This is a genomic window from Micromonospora sp. WMMD735 (assembly GCF_049178995.1).
GTDB lineage: Bacteria > Actinomycetota > Actinomycetes > Mycobacteriales > Micromonosporaceae > Micromonospora > Micromonospora wenchangensis.
Window position 1 is genome coordinate 473992 of sequence record NZ_JBMHMJ010000002.1, and the last position, 19894, is coordinate 493885.

Genomic DNA, 19894 nt, shown 5'->3' on the forward strand with positions numbered 1-19894 from the left:
GCCTGCTGCTGTTCGACGCCGCGCTGCGCTGCGCCCGGCCCGTCGTGGTGGCGGCCCGGCTGCACCCCACACCCGGGGAGGCGACCGCACCGGCGCTGCGGAGCCTGCTGCCACGGCTGGCACGGCAGGAGCCCCGCCGCGACGACATCCGCGACCGGCTCGCGGGACGCGCGCCGCAGGACCGCAGGCGGATGCTCGTGGACCTCGTGGGGGGCCACGCGGCCGCGGTGCTGGGACACGCCACGACCGCGACGATCGGCCCCCACCGGGCCTTCACCGACCTCGGGTTCGACTCGCTCATGGCGGTCGAGTTCCGCAACCGCCTCGACGACGCCACCGGCCTGCGCCTGCCCGCCACCATGGTCTTCGAACACGCCAACGTGGACGAGTTGGCCGGGCACCTGGACACGGTGCTGTTCCCCGCGGCCGAACCGACCGCCGGCACCGCCGACGACGAGCAGATCCGGCAGTTGCTGCACACCATCCCGATGAGCGAGCTGCGCGGATCGGGCCTGTTGGACCGGCTGCTCGCGTTGGCCTCCGGTGATCCGGCCCGGGCGGGTGCGCTGGAGGCGATCGACGACCTGGACACCGACAGCCTCATCGCGATGGCGCTCGGCGGTGCCCACCCGGGCGACCCAGACGAGGAGGTCCCGTCCCGATGAGCGACGAGAAGCTGGTCCAGGCGCTCCGCGCCGCTGTCAAGGAGAACGAACGGCTGCGCCTGCGCAACTCCGGACTGGCCGACTCGCTGCGGGAACCGATCGCCATCGTGGGCATGGCGTGCCGCTACCCGGGCGGGGTGGGGTCGCCGGAGGAACTGTGGCAGTTCGTCGTCGAGGACGGCGACGGCATCACACCGCTGCCCACCGACCGGGGCTGGGCCGAGGACCTCTACCACCCCGAGCCGGGAACGCCCGGGCACACCTACACCCGCGGCAGCGGGTTCCTGCACGACGCCGGGGTCTTCGACGCCGACTTCTTCGGCATCTCACCGCGCGAGGCCCTGGACATGGACCCCCAGCAGCGGCTGCTGCTGGAGGTGTCGTGGTCGGCGATCGAACAGGCCGGGATCGACCCGACCACGCTACGGGGCAGCGACACCGGCGTGTTCGTCGGCGCCATGTACCACGACTACCTCGGCAGCACCGGGACCGGCGCGATGATCTCCGGCCGGATCTCGTACACGCTGGGTCTGGAAGGTCCCGCGATGACCCTGGACACCGCCTGCTCGGCGTCCCTGGTGGCGTTGCACGTGGCGACCGGGGCGCTGCGGGCCCGGGAGTGCGGGCTGGCGCTGGTGGGTGGGGTCGCCGTCATGGCGACCCCGGAGGCGGTCATCGAGTTCGGCCGTCGCCGGGGACTGTCGGAGGACGGCCGGTGCCGGTCCTTCGCCGAGGCCGCCGACGGCACCGGGTTCGCCGAGGGCGTCGGCGTGCTGGTGGTGGAACGACTGTCCGACGCCCGACGCAACGGGCACACCGTGCTGGCGGTCGTGCGCGGTAGCGCGGTCAACCAGGACGGCGCGTCAAACGGCTTCACCGCCCCCAGCGTCAAGGCCCAGCAGCGGGTGATCCGCCGGGCACTCGCGGCCGCCGGCCTGGCCGCGGACGACGTCGACGTGGTCGAGGGGCACGGCACCGGCACCACCCTCGGCGACCCGATCGAGGCGCAGGCCCTGCTCGCCACCTACGGACGTGACCGGCCCCCGGAACGCCCGCTGTGGCTGGGCTCGGTCAAGTCGAACATCGGCCACACCCAGGCCGCCGCCGGGGTCGCCGGCATCATCAAAATGATCTTCGCGATGCGGCACGGTCGACTGCCCCGCACCCTGCACGTCGACGAGCCGAGCCGCCAGGTGGACTGGTCCGGCGGCGGCGTACGCCTGCTCCTCGAACCCCGCGACTGGCCCCGCGGACAACGACCACGGCGGGCCGGGATCTCCGGGTTCGGCGTCAGCGGAACCAACGCGCACGTCATCATCGAGGAACCACCGGCCGAGCCCGCCGAGCCGGCAGCCGGGCCGCACACCGCCGTGACGACACCCCCCGGCCTGGTCTGGCCGGTGTCCGGACACACGCCCGAAGCCCTGCGGACGCAGGCCCGGCGCCTACTGGCCCACCTGGACCGCCAGCCGGAACCGGACCCCGCCGACGTGGCCCGCACGTTGACCACCCGCCCGGCGTTCCCGCACCGCGCGGTGGTCACCGGATCGGACCTGACCGACCTGCGACGGGGCCTCACCGCGGTGGCCGCCGGAGCCGACGACCCGGCCGTGTTCACCGGCGGGGCGCGACCGGCCGGACTGACGGCGTTCGCGTTCACCGGGCAGGGCGCCCAGCGACCGGGCATGGGCCGCGAACTCGCCCGGGCGTTCCCGGCGTTCGCTGCGGCGTTCGCCGCGGTCACCGCCGAGCTGGACCGGCACCTGCCGCGACCGCTGCGCGAGGTCGTCTGGGGCGACACCCCGGAACCGGTCGAGCAGACCCAGTACGCCCAGACCGGACTGTTCGCCGTCGAAGTGGCGCTCACCGAACTGATGCGGACCTTCGGCATCCGACCGGACCTGGTGCTCGGCCACTCGGTCGGCGAACTCGTCGCCGCACACGTGGCCGGGGTGCTGTCCCTTCCCGACGCGGCCCGCCTGGTCGCCGCCCGCGCCCGGCTGATGCAGGCACTCCCACCCGGCGGCGCGATGGTGTCGGTACGCGCCGACGAGGCGGCCGTGGCACCGTACCTGTCCGCGCAGGTGGCCCTCGCCGCGGTGAACGGACCCACCGCCGTCGTGCTCTCCGGAGCCGAACAGCCGGTCCTCGCGGCCGCCGCCGACCTGTCCGCCCGGGGCGTGCGGACCACGCGGCTCGCCGTCAGCCACGCCTTCCACTCCCCGCTGATCGAGGGCATGCTCGACGACTTCCGTGCGGTCCTGGCGACGGTGGAGCTACGGCCGCCCGTCCTGCCGCTGCTGTCCGGCGTGACCGGGAAACCCGCCACGGCGGCGCAACTGTGCACTCCGGAACACTGGGTGGCCAACGTCCGGGACACCGTCCGGTTCGCCGACTGCGTCGACGCCCTCGCCGGGCACGACGTCACCTCCTGCGTGGAGATCGGCCCGGACGCCGTACTGGCCGGGCTGGCCACCGCGCCGGTGCCGTGGGTGCCGACGCAGCGCCGCCGGCTGGCCGAACCGGCCGCGCTCCTGGCCGCGCTGGCCCGGTCGCACGCCGACGGCCGGACCGTCGACTGGACCGCGTGGCTCGGCGACGTCGGGCGGCGGATCGACCTGCCGACCTACGCCTTCCAGCACAAACGGTACTGGGCCGGCGGCATCAGCCTGGGGCGCGACACCGGACCCGGCCCGTCCGCCCTCGACCACGACATCCTGCGGGAGGTGGTGGAGTCCCCCGACACCGACCGGCTGGTGGTGACCGGCCGGGTGTCCCGGCGCGCCCAGCCGTGGCTGGCCGACCACGCGTACGGGGCGACGGTGCTCCTGCCCGGCGCGGCGTTCGTCGACCTCGCCCTCGCCGTCGGCCACCGGGTCGGCTGCCCCGTCGTCGACGACCTGACCGTCGCCGCGCCGATGGCGGTGCCGGACGAGGGTGAGATCCCGGTGCAGGTCGTGCTGGAACCGGGCGACGGTCGGCGGACCGTGCAGGTGTACTCCCGACCACCTGACCAACCCGGCTGGACCTGCCACGCCACCGGGACCCTGTCGGACCGGCAGCCGCCCCTGCCCCTGGCCGAACCGACCTGGCCCCCGGCGCAGGCCACGCCCGTGGACACCGACGGCACCTACGACAGGCTCGCCGACCAGGGCTTCGCCTACGGCCCGGCGTTCCAGGGCCTGCGTGCCGCGTGGCGGCGCGACGACGTCGTCGACGCCGAGGTGACGGTGGACGAGGCCGGCCGTCACCTGGTGCACCCGGCCCTGCTGGACGCGTCCCTGCACGCGGCCACGCTGCTCGTCGCCGCCGGCCTGCCCTTCGCCTGGACCGGCGTCGCGGTGTTCGCCCCCGGCGCCACGGCGGCCCGGGTGCGGCTGCGTCGCACCGGCACGGACACCGTCGCGGTCGCCGCGTTCGACCAGGCCGGCAGCCCCGTGTACGCGGTGGACTCCCTGACGCTGCGGCCGGTGACCACGCAACAGGTGGCGGCCGACACCGTGCTGCGGCGGGCGATGTTCCACGTACGGTGGCAGCCGACGCCGGCCGGACCGGAGCCCGCCGGGATCACCTTCGACGTCCGGCCGGGCGGCGGCGTGAACCCGCGCGACGCGGTCACCGGGGCCCTGCGACAGATACAGGAATGGCTCGCCGGACACCACGACGACCACGAACGGCTCATGATCCGGACGGCCGGTGCGGTCGCGGTGACTGCCGACGACACCGTGTCCGACCTGGGCGGCGCAGGAGTGTGGGGTCTGGTGCGCTCCGCCCAGGCGGAACACCCCGACCGCCTCGTCCTCGTCGACACCGACGGCACCCACGACGAGCGGACCCTGAGCGCCCTGGTCGCCGCAGGGGAGAGCCAGATCGCGGTCCGCGACGGCCGGACGCTGGTGCCCCGGCTGGCGCGGACCCCGGTGCCCGCCGCGACGGACGACGAACCGCTGGTGCCACCGGACGAAACGGTCGTCATCACCGGCGGCACCGGCGCGCTCGGCCGGCTGATAGCCCGCCACCTCGTCGTCGACCGTGGCGTGCGGAACCTGCTGGTGCTCAGCCGCAGCGGCCCGGGGTCGCCCGCCGCCACGGAACTCGTCGAGCACCTCGGGGCACGCGTCGTCGCGGTCGACGCCGCCGACCGCGACGCGCTGGCGCGGGTGCTCGCCGGGGTCCGGATCGGCGGGGTCGTCCATGCGGCAGGCGTGCTCGACGACGGTGTGGTCGAGTCGATGACGCCGGAGCGGGTCGCCGGCGTGCTCCGGGCGAAGGTCGACGCCGCCGTCGCCCTGCACGACCTGACCAGGGACCGACCACCGGCGTTCTTCACGATGTTCTCCTCCGCCGCCGGGGTCCTCGGCAGCCCCGGCCAGAGCGCGTACGCGGCGGCGAACGCCACCCTCGACGGCCTCGCCGCGCACCGCCGGTCGCTGGGGCTTCCCGCCCAGTCACTGGCCTGGGGGCTGTGGGCGCAGAGCGACGGGATGGCGTCCGCGATGGACGCGACCGGCCGCGCCCGGGCGGTGCGGGCCGGCGTCGCGCCACTGTCCGCCGCCGAGGGACTCGCCCTGTTCGACGCCGCGCTGCGGACCGACATGCCCCTGCTCGTGCCCGCGCGTCTCGACACGGCCGCGAACGACGATCCGTCGACCATGATGCGTGACCTGCGCCCCGTGCGGGCACGCCGCAGCACCGAACAGCGCAACGTGCTGCACCGGCTGGTCGGGTTGTCCCCCGGTGAGCAGCACCGGGTGCTGGTGGACGTGGTACGCGGCCACGCGGCGGCCGTCCTGGGTCATCCGGGCCCGGACGCCGTCGGTGCCGGACGGGCCTTCACCGACCTCGGGTTCGACTCGCTGATGGCCGTGGAACTGCGTAACCGGCTGCAGTCCGCGACCGGCCTGCGACTGTCGCCCACCCTGGTCTTCGACCACCCGAACCCCGAGGAGTTGGCGGCCCATCTGCGCGCGGCGGCCGGGCCGGCGCAGGAGGCCGCGCCGGTGCCCGTCCTGGCGACGCTGACCCGACTGGAGGCGCAGCTCGCGTCCCTGGACCCGGACGACGGCATCCGACCACAGGTCACGGACCGGCTCGGTCGCCTGCTGTCCGACCTCGACGACCGGTCGACGCCGTCCGGGATCGACCTGACCGGCGCGTCGCGGCAGGAGGTCCTCAACCTGATCGACAGCAGGTTCGGCGTCTAGCAGCCCTCTCCGCGTCCAGCAGACCCTGCAGGAAGGCCAGGCACACCACATGGCGAAGTCAGCACCGGTATCGACCGACGTCGGTCACATGTACGACGTCATGACCGAACTGTTCACCACGCTGCTCGACGGCAACATCCACGTCGGCTACTGGCACGACGACGGGGACCGGACCTCCGTCGCCGGGGCCGCCACCCGCCTCACCGACATGGTGATCGAACGCGTCTGCGCCGGACCCGGCAGCCAGGTGCTGGACGTCGGCTGCGGAGCCGGCACCGCCTCGCTGCGCCTCGCCACGACACGGGACGAGACGGTGGTGACGGGAATCTCCGTCAGCCACGGCCAGATCGACACCGCCAGGGCCCGCGCGCGGGAACTCGGCGTAGCCCACCGCGTCCACTTCCGTTACGCTGACGCCATGAACATGCCGTTTGGACCCGGTATGTTCGACGGGGCCTTCGCCATCGAATCCCTCATCCACATGCCGGACCAGGACCGCGCGCTCCAGGAGATCGGCACCGTGTTGCGCCCGGGCGCACGACTGGTCATCGCCGACATCATCGACAGACACCCGGCCAACGGCGCCGAAAAGGAGATCATCGACAATTTCTGTGCCGTGACACAGTGCCGCACCATCGCCGCGCTGCCCGACAGACTGGACCGGGCGGGCTTCGAGGTGCTGGAGTTCGACGACGTCAGCACCCACGTGATGCGGGCGTTCGCGGTGCTGTCCGACCGGATGCGTGAGGTCCGGGCCGACTTCGTCGGCAGGATCGCGCCCGCGCACTTCGACCAGCTGGTCGAACTGTTCCGACGCTTCAGCGCCGTCACCGCGGCCGGCTACGTTTTGGCGGTGGCCCAGCGCCGATGACCGTGCGGGGAAAGGGTCCATCCCATCGATCGGTGGGGAGTCACCAGGTGCTTTCCCGGTACCAGCTCGCCCTGCTCGCCGACCCGGCACCCGACGACGGGCGGCACCGGGCACCGCCCCACGGCCGGCCCGAACTGATCGGCAGATCAGCCGAGAGGGAACTGCTCGACTCCCTGCTGCGTGGCCGCGCACGCCTCCCGGCACTGCTGTTCAGCGGCGGGATCGGCGTCGGCAAGACGGCACTGCTGCGCGCCGCCGACGAACAGGCCCGCCGGGCCGGCCGTCGCGTCGTGTGGGTCACCGGCGCACCCGTCGAGGCCGACCTTCCCTACTCGGGCCTGCACCAGCTGCTCTACGCCCTGCGTACGGACCTCGGCCGCCTGCCCGTCCACCAGCGGGTCACCCTGTCGCGAATCCTCGGGCACGCCGACGGCCCCCTCCCCGACCGCCTGGCGACCTGCGCGGCCACCCTGTCCCTGGTCACCGAGCTGGCCGACGACGGTGGCCTGGTGGTGCTCATCGACGACGCCCAGTGGATCGACCGGGAGAGCACCGAACTGCTCGCCTTCGTCGCCCGCCGGACCTGTGACCTGGCCGGCCTGGTGCTGGTCGCCGCCGCCCACCAACCCGGACCACCGCTCGCCGCCGGACCGCACGTCCGACAGCTCGCCCCGCTGTCGGACCACGACGCCGGCCTGCTGATCGACGCCCGGCACCCCACCCTGCACAGCCGCGTCCGACGCGTCATCCTCGACCACGCCCAGGGCAACCCGCTGGCACTGACCGAGCTACCCAGGGCGCTCAGCCGGGAACAGCGGTGCGCGAGCATGCCGCTGCCGGTCCACCTGCCGGTGACCCCGAGGATCAGCGGGCAGTTCGGGGCACCCATCCGCGACCTGCCCGAGCCGGCCCGGCAGCTCCTGCTGGTCGCCGCCCTCGACGGGACGGCCCGGCTGGCGACGCTCACCGAAGCGACCGACGAGGCCGACGTGACCGCCCAGCTCGGCCCCGCCGAACGGCACCACCTCGTCACGGTGGGCACCGACCGGTTGCTCTTCACCCACCCTCTGGTCCGGCTGACCACCATCGACCTGGCCACCCGGGCCGAGCTGCGCACCGCCCACCGCCACCTGGCCCGGGTGACCACCGCCGACCCCGACGTCCGGGCCACGCACCTGGCGGCCGCGGCACTGGGCCCGGACGACTCGCTGGCCGAGGCCCTGGCGACGGCCGGGGACCGGGCCGCCGACCGGGGCGTCCTCACCACGGCCACCGAGATGTTCGCCCGTGCCGCCGAACTGAGCACCGCTGCGGCCGACCGCGCCGAACGGCTGGGCATCGCGGCCCAACTGGCCTGCCGCGCCGGCTGGCTCCGGTGGGCGGGACACCTCAACCCGCCCCCGGGGGAGTTCGGCGTCACCACCCACACCGCCGCCGTCAGCGCGTACCTGCTCTCCCTCGACGAGGGCGACGTGGACATGGCGCACCGTCGCCTCCTGCGGGTCTTCGACGACCCCACCACCAGCACGCCGATGCGTCGGATGGCACTGGAGATGCTGTTCCACGTGTGCGTCCTCGCCGACCGGCCGGACCACTGGGCTGCCCTGGACACCGTCCTCGCCCGTCCCGACTGCGAGTCGGCGGACATCGTCCTGCGCTGCCGCGCGATCCTCTCCGGCCGGGACGGCGACGCCGACACGATGCGTGAACGGTTCCTGGAACTGCTCGACCGCTGGCCGACGACACCGGCGGAACTCACCGCCCTGTCCACGGCGTCCCTCTCCGCCACCGCCGCCGCACTCGACGCGGTCACCGAGTTGCTGCCGGTGCTGCGTGGCCTGCCGGACGCCTCGGCCGACAGCCGGGGAGCACCGACGGCGAGGTTCGGCCTGCACATGGAGATCCTGGACCGCTACCAGTCGGGACGCTGGGACGAGGCGGAGACCCTCCTGCGGGAGAGCGCCACCGTCGCGGGCGTCAGCGGCCTGCGGACCCTGGAGGGCATCGCCCGCTGCCAGCGGGCGCTGCTGGCCGCCGTACGAGGTGAGACCGAACAGGCCCTGGAGTTGACCGACGAGGTGCTGCGCTGGGCCACCCCGCGTGGGATCGGGCTGGCGGTCATCCTGGCCCACCAGGCCCGGGCGCTGGTGGCCCTGGGCACCGGTGACCACGAACACGCCTACACGACCCTGTCCACCATCGCCCCCGCCGGGGCGGTGACCCGCCTGCCGGTCAGCGCCCGGCGCATCGTGTTCGACCTGGCCGACGCCGCCGTGCACACCGGGCACGGACCGCAGGCGGCCGCCTATCTGCAGGCGTTGCGCGACGGGGGATTCGACCGCCTCTCCCCGCGGATGACCATGCTGACCCACGGGGCCGCCGCCCTGCTCGCCCGGGACAGCCACACCGACGAGGCCTTCCGGCAGGCGCTGACCGCGCCGGGACACGAACGCTGGCCGCTGGAGCACGCCCGGATCCGCCTCGCCTACGGTGAGTGGCTGCGCCGCGCCAAGGAGATCGGCCCGGCCCGGGTGGAACTGGGCGCGGCACTGGAGGTCCTGGAGCGGCTCGGTGCCAGGCCGTGGGCGGTGCGGGCCCGCAACGAGCTACGGGCCGCCGGGCTGGCGGTCGCCCGGCCCGCCGAAGGGCCGGCCGGGCTCACCGCGCAGGAGGAGTCCGTCGCCAGGCTCGCAGCCCAGGGCCTGACGAACAAACAGATCGCCGTCCGGCTGCGCCTGTCGGACCGCACCGTCAGCGGACACCTCTACAAGGTCTACCCCAAGCTCGGGGTCACCTCACGGACCGGGCTACGTGACGCACTGGAGATACGAGCCGGAGGGGATACGGATGGCACAGCAGACTGAGTTCACCGAGGCACTGCTCGACTACGTCCGGCAGGTCTCGCTGCGCGACGACGAGATCCTCGCCGACCTGCGGCGGGAGACCGCCGCCCTGCCGATGGGCCGGGCGATGCAGATCATGCCGGAAGAGGGCCAGCTGCTGGCCCTGCTCGTCAGACTGACCGCGGTATCGCTCTCGGTGGTCGAGGTCGGGACCTTCACCGGCTACAGCACGCTGTGCATGGCCAGGGCCCTCCCACCCGGCGGCCGGCTGGTCACGGTGGACATCTCCGAGCGGTGGCCGATGATCGCCGCACCGTACTGGGAACGCGCCGGGGTGGCCGACCGCATCGACGTACGCATCGGTGCCGCCCGGGAGGTCCTGGCCGACCTGGAGCGCGAACTCGGACCGGGCGCGGTGGACCTGGTGTTCATCGACGCCGACAAGGCGGGCTATCCGGACTACTACGAGGCCGCGCTGCGACTGGTCCGCCGGGGTGGGCTGGTCGTCCTCGACAACACGGTGTTCTTCGGCCGGGTGCTCGACGGGGACCACCAGGACCGGGACACCGCCACCATCCGGGAGTTGAACGTCTCGCTGCTCGCCGACGACCGGGTCGACCTGGCGATGCTGTCCTTCGCCGACGGTCTCACCCTGGCGGTGAAGCGCTGAACCGACCCCGCCGCCCCGCCCTGACAGGCGGCCCACGGCCCGGTCGCCGACACGATACCTCCCAGGACCCTTCAGGGGGCGTGCCCCGGTCGCCCGCACCGCGGGAGTAGGGCCCGGCCGCCGGGCACCGACCCCGGTGCCCGGCGGCCGGGCCCGTCAGCTCCGGTCGCCGGTCCAGGCCGCTTCGAGGATCGCGGTCAGGCTGGCGGTGTCGGTGGGCCCCGGATGGTTCTGGATCAGGCGGGTGACGCCGGAGGCCAGCTCCGCGAAGCGGGGCAGGTCGGCGCGGGCCACCCCGATGTCCGCCAGGGTGGGCGGGATACCGATGTCGGAGAGGAGCCCGTGGAGCCAGGTGAGGAACACCTCGGCGGCCTCGTCCGGCGCGGCGTCGGTCACGTCGAGCCCGCACACCCCGGCGAGGGTCGCCAACCGGTCACCGACGGCGTCGCGGGCCGCGTCCAACGCGTACGGCAGCAGCAGCCCGACGCCCAGGCCGTGCGGCGTGTGCGTGGCCGCGCCGATGGGGTACTGGAGAGCGTGCGGGGCCGCGTTGCCCGCGTGGGAGAAGGCGAGCCCGGCGAGCACCGACCCGTAGGACATGTCCGCCCGCGCGTCGGTGTCTCCGCCGTCCCGCACGGCCCGCCGCAGGCTCCGGGCGATCCGCTCCGCGGCCAGCAGCGCATAGTGGTCGGTGACCTGGTTGCGGCCGAGGAACACCTGCTCCACCGGGTCGCGCGGCCCGTGGGGCCGGGGCCGCGCGGTGTAGCTCTCCACCGCGTGACAGAACGCGTCGATGCCGGAGTGGGCGGTGACGGTCGCCGGGCAGGTGTAGGTCAGTTCGGGGTCGACGATCGCGAAGTCCGGCACGATGTGGACGCTGGACACCCCCACCTTCAGCGCCCGGTCCGGGTCGGTCAGCACCGAGACGGGGGTCAGTTCGGAGCCGGTGCCCGACGTCGTCGGGACCGCGACGAGCGGAATCGTCGGCCCCGGCACCCGCGCCTCGCCGTAGAAGTCGCGCGGTGTGCCCCCGTGGCACCGGATGACGCCGACGATCTTGGCGAGGTCGATCACCGTGCCGCCGCCGACGGCGAGGATCACGTCGGCGTCCACCGCGGCGGCGGCCGCCACGGCCCGGTCGACGTCGGCGAGGGGCACGTCGGGATTCGCGTCGGAGAACACCTCGACGACCTCGACCCTGTCCCGCACGGCGGCCACGATCGCGGCCACCCCCGGCTGCCCCAGCAGGGTCCGGTCGGTCACGACGAGGACCCGTGAGCCGTTCTCGGCCACCACCCGGGGGATGTTCTGCGCGACCCCTTCGCCGACGATCAGCTGGCGTGGTCCACGGACTGTCTCAAGCATGGCGGTGCCTCTCCGGAACGGCGGCGACGTGCTGGTCGGACGTCAGCGGCGGGACTGTCACGGCAGGTCGATCGCCGCGTAGGTGACGTCGAGATATTCGAGGATGCCCTCGTGCGACCCCTCCTTGCCGATGCCGGACTGCTTCACGCCCCCGAACGGGGCCGACGGGTCCGAGATCAGCCCCCGGTTGACGCCGATCATCCCGGTCTGCAGACCCTCGGCGAACCGCAGCGCCCGCTGCAGGTCACGGGTGAAGACGTAGCCGACCAGGCCGTGTTCGGTGTCGTTGGCCTTCGCCATCACCTCGTCGTCGGACGTGAACCCGATGATCGGCGCCACCGGGCCGAAGATCTCCTCCCGCAGCATCCGCGCGTCGTCGGGCACGTCGACCAGGACCGTCGGCGGGTAGAAGTGACCCGGCCCGTCCGGGCGCACCCCGCCCACCAGGACCCGGGCGCCCCGACCGACCGCGTCGGCGACGAGGTCGTCGAGCTTGGCGACCGAGGGCTCGTCGATCAACGCCCCGACGTCCACGCCGTCGTCGAGGCCGCGGCCCACCACCAGCGCGCCCATCCGCTCGGTGAACCGCTTCGTGAACTCCTCGCGTACCGGCTCCTCGACGTAGATCCGGTTGGCCGCGATGCAGGACTCCCCGATGTTGCGCATCTTGGCCACCAGCGCACCGTGCAGCGCGACGTCCAGGTCGGCGTCGGCGCACACGATCAGGGCCGCGTTGCCGCCCAGCTCCATCGAGGTACGCAGCACGTTGTCCGCAGCCTGGCGCAGCAGCACCCGCCCGACCTCGGTCGACCCGGTGAAGGACACCTTGCGGGTCCGGGTGTCGGCCAGCAGCGCCGAGACCACCGCACCGGAACGTCTGGTGGTCACCACGTTGACCACCCCCGCGGGGACGCCCACCTCCTCCATGATGCGGGCCAGCAGCAGCATGGTCAGCGGCGTCTGGGCCGCCGGTTTGGTGACCGTCGTGCAGCCCGCGGCCAACGCCGGGGCGATCTTGCGGGCCCCCATGGCCAACGGGAAGTTCCAGGGCGTCACGAACACGCACGGTCCGACCGGCTTCGGCACGGTGAGGATGCGGTACCCGCCGGCGGGAGCGGTGCTGTAGCGCCCCTCGACCCGTACCGCCTCCTCGGCGAACCACCTGAAGAACTCGGCGCCGTAGGCCACCTCGGCCCGGGCCTCGGCCAGCGGCTTGCCCATTTCGAGGGTGATCAGCCGGGCGACCTCCTCGGACCGGTCGGTCAGGGCCCGGTACGTCGCGGTCAACAGCTCCGACCGTTTCCGTGGCGGGGTCGCCGCCCACTGCGCCGCCGCCCTGCTCGCCGCGTCCAACGCGGCCAGCCCGTCGTCGACGCCGGCGTCCGCCACCTCGGCGACGGTCGTGCCGGTGGCGGGGTCCTCGACGGCGAAGGTGGCGCCGCTCGCGGCGTCCCGCCAGGTGTCGCCGATCCGCAGCCGCCGGTGCTCGGGGGCCAGGACGTCCATCGGGTCACTCATTGCGTCGCCTCCAGTGCTCTTCGTGGTGATGTCCGGCGTGCGGCGACGGACGGTTCACCGGCCCGCACCCCGCAGGCCGGCGTACCGTCGCCACCCCGGCTACCGCCCGGCCGCCGACAGCGACAGTCCGGTGCCCGCGTCGAACAGGTGCGCCCGGTCCAGGTCGACCGTCACCCGCAGCCGCTCGCCGGGCGTACTGGTGACGGTGGGTCGGGCCTTGACCTTCAGGATCTCCGTGCCCACCCGCACGTCGACCACCGTCCGGTCACCGAGGGGTTCGAGCCCGTAGAGCTCACCGGGCAACGACGCGTCCCCGCGCCGCTCCACGGACAGGTCCTCCGCACGCAGGCCCAGCATCAGCGCCTGACCGTCCCTGGCGGTGGCCCAGCGGGGCCGGGGCAGCGTCCAGCCGGCCGCGCCGACCAGTTGGTCCCCCTCGGCGTGGCAGGCGAGCAGGCTGATCGGCGGGCTGCCGACGAAGCCGGCGACCCACTGGTTGGCCGGCCGCTCGTACACCTCGGTCGGGGTGCCGACCTGTTGCACCGTGCCCTCCCTGAGGACCGCGACCTGGTCGGCCATGGACAGCGCCTCGACCTGGTCGTTGGTCACGTAGACGAACGTCGCCCCGAGGCTGCGGTGGATGCGGGTCAGCTCGGTGCGCATCTCGACGCGGAGCTTGAGGTCGAGGTTCGTCAACGGCTCGTCCATGAGGAACGCACGGGGGCTGCGGACCAGCGCCCGGGCCAGGGCGACCCGCTGCATCTCACCGCCCGACAACTGCGCCGGACGACGGTGCAGCAGCCGTTCGATGTGCAGCAGGCCCGACATCCGCTCGACGGCCGCGGCGATCTCACCCGCCGGGCGGCGACGCGCCCGCAGCGGCGAGGCGATGTTCTCGTACGCGGTGTGCCGGGGGTAGAGGGCGTAGTTCTGGAACACCATGGCCAGGTCGCGGACGGCCGGTGCGTCGGCGGTCGCGTCCCTGCCGTCCAGGTGCACCGACCCGGCGTCGGGCTTGTCCAGGCCGGCGATCGCCCGCAGGGTCGTCGTCTTGCCCGCACCGGACGGCCCGAGCACGACGAAGAACGCGCCGTCCGGCACGTCCAGCGTCACCCCGTCCAGGGCGCGGACCTTACCGAAGGACTTGCACAGCCCCTTGACCGCAACGGTTCCCATCAGGCCACCAGCTCTTCCGTGCGCACGTCGTAGACCGCCGGGGTCCCGCCGGTGTGGCGCAGCCCGACCTTCGCGTCGGCGGCGAACCGTACGGTCGGTGGCATCCGGACCCGCACGTCGCGTCCGCCGTCGTGGTCGACCACGTAGATGATCTCGTCGCCGAGCCACTCGGCCGACACCACGCGGGCCGGCACCGACCGGTCCGCGCCGGGTGCGGTGACCTCCAGCGCCTCCGGCCGCACGCCCGCCACCAGGGGACGGTCGCGGGGCAGCCCCGGCGGTGGCGTGAGGACCAGTCCGCCCTGACCGCGCAGCTTCCCGTCGGCCACCTCCACCTCGATGAGGTTCATCGGCGGGGAGCCGATGAACGCCGCGCAGAACAGGCTCGCCGGACGGTCGTACACCTCAAGCGGGGTCCCGATCTGCTCGACGCGGCCCTTGTTGAGGATGGCGATGCGGTGACCCAGCGACATCGCCTCGACCTGGTCGTGGGTGACGTAGACCATCGTCGCCCCCAGTTCCCCCTGCAGGTGCTTGATCTCGGTGCGCATGTCCGCCCGCAGTTCCGCGTCCAGGTTGGTGAGCGGTTCGTCCATCAGGAAGGCGCGTGGCCGGCGTACCAGGGCGCGGGCGAGTGCGACCCGCTGCTGCTCCCCGCCGGAGAGCTGACGGGGCCGCCGGTCCAGCAGCGGACCCAGCCGCATCAGCCGGGCCGCCTCCTCGACCCGCGCCTGCACCTCGTGCTTGGGCAGCCCCTCGGCCCGCAGCGGGAACGCCAGGTTGTCGCGGGTCTTCAGGTGCGGGTACAGCGCGTAGAACTGGAACACCATGGCGATGTCGCGTTCGGCCGGCGGCAGGTCGTTGACCAGCGTGTCGCCGATGTGGATGTCGCCGCTGGTCTGCCGCTCCAGGCCGGCGATCGCCCGCAGCGTGGTCGTCTTGCCGCATCCCGACGGGCCGAGCATCACGAACAGTTCGCCGTCGCCGATGGACAGGTCGACGTGCTCGACGGCGACCGTGCCGTCCGGGTAGCGCTTGTGCAGGGCGCTCACCTCGATGCCCGCCATCAGCGTCGCACCGCCCCGAGGGTCACACCGGCGACGAGGTGCCGGCGTACCAGGTAGGCGAAGACGAGCACCGGCAGGGCGAAGACCACCGAGGCGGCGGCCACCAGGCCCCAGTCGACGGTGGTGCCGCCGATCAGGCCGGCGATGGCCGGTGGGGCCGTACGCACCTCGTCGCTGGAGGTGAGGAAGATGGCGAACACGAACTCGTTCCACGAGAAGATGAGCGCGAACACCGCCGTCGCGGCGATGCCGGGCACGAGCAGGGGGAGGGTGAACTTCCAGAACGCCTGCAGGCGGCTGTAGCCGTCGAGCATGGCGGCGTCCTCGTACTCGGCGGGCACCTCGTCGACGAACCCCTTCATCATCCAGATCGTGAACGGGACGTTGAACGCCGCGTAGATCAGGATCAGACCGAGCTTGGTGTCGATGAGTCCGACCTGGCGGTACATGAGGAAGATCGGCACCACGACCACCACGGGCGGCATGAAGCGGGTGGACAGGATGAAGAACAGCTGGTCCTTCTTGGCCTTCAGGGTGAAGCGGGAGTACGCCCAGGCCGCCGGCACCCCCAGCACGGTGGCCAGCACCGTGGACACGCCGGCGACGACCACGGAGTTGAGGAACGCCACGGACAGTGCCGAGCGGCCGCCGTCCGCGCCGACGAAGACGTCCCTGAAGTGGTCGAGGGTGACCGTGAAGCCGAAGAACTCGGCCGGCACGGCGTAGACGTCCCGGTTCTCCTTGATGGACGTCTCGATCATCCACAGCACCGGGAAGAGCATCACGACGGCCAGTGCGGTCAGCAGCACGACCTCCAGCACCGACCGGCCGCGGCCCCGGCGGCGCACGCGGCGTGCGGGGGACGGGCGGTCCGGGGTCGGGCCTGCGGACACGGCCTCGTCGACGGAGACGGCCATCAGCCCTCCTTGAGTTTGTTCAGGTAGCGCAGGTAGAGCTGCGTGAGGACGATGACGACGAGGACCATGAGGATCCCGTACGCCGAGGCGGTGCCGGTGTTGAAGCCCAGGAACGCCACCTTGTAGACGTGGAACGACAACGTCTCGGTGGAGACCCCGGGACCTCCGTTGGTGAGGATGTAGACGAGGTCGAACAGCCGGAACGCCTCGATGGCCCGGAACAGCACGGCGATGAGCAGCAGCGGCCACACCAGCGGAAGGGTGATGGTGCGGAACCGGAACCACTCGGACGCCCGGTCGATCGAGGCGGCCTCGTACAGGTACTTCGGGACGGCGGTGAGGCCGGCGAGGGCGATGAGCATGATGAACGGCGTCCACTGCCAGGTGTCGACGACGATCAGGGACACCAGCGCGGTCCGCTGCCGGGTGAGCCACTCCACCTGCCCCAGGCCGAGTGAGCCGAGCATGCTGTTGACCACGCCGAACTGCGCGTCGAGCATGAACCGCCAGAACAGCCCCACCACGACCGGGGACAGCATCATCGGCACCAGGAACATGGTGGTCAGCACGCCCCTGCCGTGGGTGCGCCGGGAGATCAGGTAGGCGATGGAGAAGCCGAGCACGGTCTGCAGGGTGACCGCGCCGACCACGTAGATCAGCGTGGTCAGCGCCCGCTGGTGGACCTGCGCCGACGTCAGGATGGCGGTGTAGTTGCCGAACCCGACGAACCGGGCGGGCCCTCCTCGGGTGGCCGAGTAGTCGGTGAACGACAGGTACAACGCCCACAGCAGTGGGAACACCGACATGCCGAGCAACAGCAGCAACGCGGGGGAGATGAAGGCCACGGCGAGGCTGCGGTCGCCCAGCCGGCGGCGGGGCCGGCCCGGTGCAGGTGGCATCGCGGACGCCACCTGCCCGGGGCGGTCGGTCGTCAGCGGGACGGGATCTTTCACAGCCCGCCGCCGCCCTTGCGGTTGCTGGAGTCGAGTACGCCCTGCTGCTCCCGGGCGATGTCGTCGAGCGCGGCCTTCGGGCTCTTCGCGCCGTTGAGCGCCGCGTTGACGTTCGTGTTCTCGATGTCGACGAGCCGTGCGTACTCGGGCACGTTCCACATGTCCCGCATCCGGGGCACCGAGTCGGCGTACACCTGGTTGAACGGTCCGGCGTTGAGGAACTCGGGCGACTGCAGGGCGTCGGTACGCGACGGCACGCCACCGGCCGCGGCCCACTTCTTCTGCACGTCGGCCTGCTCGAACCACCGCATGAAGTTCAGCGCCTCGGCCTGCTGCGCCGACGGGGAGTAGGCCGACACGTGCATCCCCATCCCGCCGAGCGGGACCAGGTTCGTCTTCTGGGTCGGCAGGGTGGCGAACCCCAGCTTGCCGAGGATCTGCTCCCGGGTGGTGCCGAGCGTGGACTGCTTCGGGTCGAGCAGGCCGCCGCTCGCGGCGATCCAGTTGAACGCGATACACGCCTTGCCCTGGGCGACCGCGGCGTTCACCTCGTCGATGAACCAGTTGCCGGAGCCCTTGGCGGTCAGCGGCTTCATCTTGTTGACCAGGACGTCCATCGCCTCGTGACCCGCGGTGTCGTTGAGGACGCCGTCGATCTTGCGGCTCTTGGCGTCCCAGAGGTTGCCGCCGTAGATGCCGTTGACCGTGTTGTAGGTGACGGCCGCCGCGTCGGAGCCGTTGGCCTGGTGGAAGGCGAGCCCGCTGACGCCGGGGTTGTCCGCCTGGCACTTCGCGGCGACCGAGATCATCTCGTCCCAGGTCTGTGGGGGCTTGTCGCCGATCAGGTCCTTGCGGTAGATCATCGTCCAGGTGTCGCCGAGCAGCGGCAGCCCGTACAGGCTGGCGTTCTCGTCGCGCTTGCCGGTCTCGGCCTGCGGGAACTGGCCGTACGCCGCCAGCAGGTACGGGTTGTAGGCGTCGACCTCGATGTTCTTCTTGACGAAGTCGGTCAGGTCGAGGATGTTGCCGTTGGTCACGGCCTCGCCGATGTGCTGCGAGTCCAGGATCGCGATGTCGAAGTCGGTCTTGCGCGCGGCGAACTGGGTGAACATCGCGTCGTGCCAGTTCGCGTTCGGCACGGTGTTGACCTTGATGGTCACGTTCGGCCGTTCCTTCTTGTACTCCGCGTTCGCGAAGTCCTCCAGCGCCTTGGCCGGGGGCCACTCGAACCAGATGAAGCTGAGGTTGAGCGGGTCCTTGGTGAGTTCGGGGACCGTCGCCGGCGCCTTCGGGGCGCCGGCCTTCGTGCCGTCGTCCCCGCCGTCGCCGCACGCCGCCAGGGTCGTGGCGACCAGCAGCATGGCGGCCGCCGCCAGCCGTACCTTCCGCCGGGAGACCGATGTTCGACCGATTCGCTCCGGGTGCCGCATGGTGGTACCTGCTTTCTGGGGTGGTGGGGACTTCTAGAGCCTCGCTATGTGCCTCGCCGAGCAGGTGCTTGGTTGTTTCAGGCGTGGTGCCGGGCCGGCGCGGGGGCCGCCCCGTGGACCGGTGTCACCGACGCGCCGCGACCTGCCGGTTCGTCGTCGTGCCGGTTCGTCGTCGTGCCGTCGGCGGGCACGCCGACCCGGCGGTGACCCGGTGTTGGGCCGGGCGGGACGTCGAGCATGCTCATGGGAGCTCCGGTTGATCGAGTGGAGCGATGGCAGGCGTTACGGCGACGGTGCAGAATGACGGTCGCCCGTCACGTTTCCTATACGATCGGGTGGGGGGCGTCAGCATGTCGCAGCGTCGTAACTGATGTCAACAGGTTCCCGAAGGTGCACGAAAGGACCTCACGTCACGATGGACGACGAAGCGATCAGCGCGCGGGGCCGCACGGCCGCGCCGGGTGCGACGTCACCCGCGCGGTCGCGCGGCCGGCTCGCCGACGAGGTGTACGACACGCTGCTCGGACAGCTGATGTCGCTACGGATCGAGCCCGGCTCCCGGGTCACGATCGACGTGCTGGCGCGCGAGCTGGGGGTCTCCCAGACGCCGATCCGGGACGCGCTCAACCGGATGGAGGCCGAGGGTCTGGTCGTCCGGGTGCCCCACGCCGGGTACCGCATCCCACCCCAGATCACCCGCCAGCGGTTCGAGGACATGCTGGAGGTCCGCCTGCTCCTGGAACCGGCGGCGGCGCGCAGGTCGGCCGAACGCGCCTCCCTGGAGCAGGTGGCCGGCCTGCGCCGGATGCTGGAGGAGATGGCGGAGCTGGAGGGGGGTGTCGGGCCCACCGCCTACGGCACCTTCGGGCTGCGCGACGCCGCCTTCCACGACCTGGTCGCCCACAGCGCGGAGAACCAGGTCATCCGGGAGGCGCTCGCCCGCCTGCACAGCCACGTGCACCTGTTCCGGCTGCACCACGACGCCCAGGTCACCCACCTGGCGATGGCCGAGCACGAGGACGTGGTGGCCGCGATCGCCGCGCGGGACCCCGACGCCGCCGCCTACGCGATGCGCCGGCACATCCTGCGCTCCGGCGAGCGCTTCCGTCGGCTGTTCGACGAGATCAGGGACGGCCACGCGTTGACCGTGCGGTCTTGACGGGCGGGCGGGGCGAAGGAATGCTAGCTCAATCGGATCGGATTGGATCGCGTCCA

14 protein-coding genes (1 of these 14 cut by a window edge) are annotated in these 19894 nt (G+C 72.4%); 6 read left to right on the forward strand and 8 right to left on the reverse strand.

Annotation, left to right across the window (positions count from 1 at the left end):
- The 5 genes in view from ACN268_RS02125 to ACN268_RS02145 are tightly spaced (at most 49 nt apart) and all read left to right on the forward strand, a layout consistent with a single transcriptional unit that may run on beyond the window.
- Nucleotides 1-665, forward strand: partial view of an SDR family NAD(P)-dependent oxidoreductase gene (locus ACN268_RS02125; protein WP_421481449.1) — the end only. 15781 nt of this gene lie to the left of the window's left edge; the window shows 665 of its 16446 coding nt (coding positions 15782-16446); its start codon lies off the left edge, out of view; the stop codon is at nucleotides 663-665.
- The gene (locus tag ACN268_RS02130) at nucleotides 662-5869 is read left to right on the forward strand and encodes a type I polyketide synthase (RefSeq protein ID WP_421481450.1); all 5208 of its coding nucleotides are present in this window, start codon (nucleotides 662-664) and stop codon (nucleotides 5867-5869) included. Before ACN268_RS02125 ends, ACN268_RS02130 begins: the two co-directional genes overlap by 4 nt.
- Before the next feature lie 49 nt (nucleotides 5870-5918).
- On the forward strand, nucleotides 5919-6740 hold the full coding sequence (locus ACN268_RS02135) for an SAM-dependent methyltransferase (RefSeq protein WP_421481451.1): 822 nt from the start codon (nucleotides 5919-5921) through the stop codon (nucleotides 6738-6740).
- 47 nt (nucleotides 6741-6787) lie between these two features.
- Nucleotides 6788-9604 carry an ATP-binding protein gene (locus ACN268_RS02140; protein WP_421481452.1) on the forward strand — a complete coding sequence of 939 codons (2817 nt, stop codon included), beginning with the start codon at nucleotides 6788-6790 and terminating at the stop codon, nucleotides 9602-9604.
- Entirely contained in the window at nucleotides 9588-10253 is a 666-nt protein-coding gene (locus ACN268_RS02145) for an O-methyltransferase (RefSeq protein ID WP_421481453.1), read from the forward strand. The genes ACN268_RS02140 and ACN268_RS02145 overlap by 17 nt, the downstream gene beginning before the upstream one ends.
- Nucleotides 10254-10409: 156 nt before the next feature.
- On the opposite strand, the gene ACN268_RS02150 is transcribed toward ACN268_RS02145, so the two are convergent.
- The 8 genes from ACN268_RS02150 to ACN268_RS02185 form a co-directional block, all read right to left on the reverse strand.
- Nucleotides 10410-11618, reverse strand: a complete 1209-nt coding sequence (locus ACN268_RS02150) for an iron-containing alcohol dehydrogenase (protein WP_421481454.1) — start codon at nucleotides 11616-11618, stop codon at nucleotides 10410-10412.
- A gap of 57 nt (nucleotides 11619-11675) precedes the next feature.
- A complete protein-coding gene (locus ACN268_RS02155; RefSeq protein ID WP_421481455.1) occupies nucleotides 11676-13136 on the reverse strand; it encodes an NAD-dependent succinate-semialdehyde dehydrogenase in 1461 nt (486 codons plus the stop codon).
- Between the two features lie 99 nt (nucleotides 13137-13235).
- On the reverse strand, nucleotides 13236-14312 hold the full coding sequence (locus ACN268_RS02160; protein WP_421481456.1) for an ABC transporter ATP-binding protein: 1077 nt from the start codon (nucleotides 14310-14312) through the stop codon (nucleotides 13236-13238).
- On the reverse strand, nucleotides 14312-15379 hold the full coding sequence (locus ACN268_RS02165) for an ABC transporter ATP-binding protein (protein ID WP_421481457.1): 1068 nt from the start codon (nucleotides 15377-15379) through the stop codon (nucleotides 14312-14314). The genes ACN268_RS02160 and ACN268_RS02165 overlap by 1 nt, the downstream gene beginning before the upstream one ends.
- Entirely contained in the window at nucleotides 15379-16296 is a 918-nt protein-coding gene (locus ACN268_RS02170; RefSeq protein ID WP_421481458.1) for a carbohydrate ABC transporter permease, read from the reverse strand. Before ACN268_RS02170 ends, ACN268_RS02165 begins: the two co-directional genes overlap by 1 nt.
- Nucleotides 16296-17195: a carbohydrate ABC transporter permease gene (locus tag ACN268_RS02175; RefSeq protein WP_421481459.1), complete on the reverse strand. Its 900-nt coding sequence runs from the start codon at nucleotides 17193-17195 to the stop codon at nucleotides 16296-16298. The genes ACN268_RS02170 and ACN268_RS02175 overlap by 1 nt, the downstream gene beginning before the upstream one ends.
- A 50-nt stretch (nucleotides 17196-17245) precedes the next feature.
- Nucleotides 17246-18679 (reverse strand): extracellular solute-binding protein, encoded by a 1434-nt coding sequence (locus ACN268_RS02180; protein WP_421481460.1) that lies wholly within the window; start codon nucleotides 18677-18679, stop codon nucleotides 17246-17248.
- A gap of 77 nt (nucleotides 18680-18756) precedes the next feature.
- Complete coding sequence (locus tag ACN268_RS02185; protein ID WP_204926720.1) at nucleotides 18757-18924, reverse strand: hypothetical protein; 168 nt, start codon at nucleotides 18922-18924, stop codon at nucleotides 18757-18759.
- A gap of 170 nt (nucleotides 18925-19094) precedes the next feature.
- On the opposite strand from ACN268_RS02185, the gene ACN268_RS02190 reads away from it, so the two are divergent.
- Nucleotides 19095-19838 carry a GntR family transcriptional regulator gene (locus tag ACN268_RS02190; protein ID WP_421481461.1) on the forward strand — a complete coding sequence of 248 codons (744 nt, stop codon included), beginning with the start codon at nucleotides 19095-19097 and terminating at the stop codon, nucleotides 19836-19838.
- Nucleotides 19839-19894 lie beyond the last annotated feature (56 nt).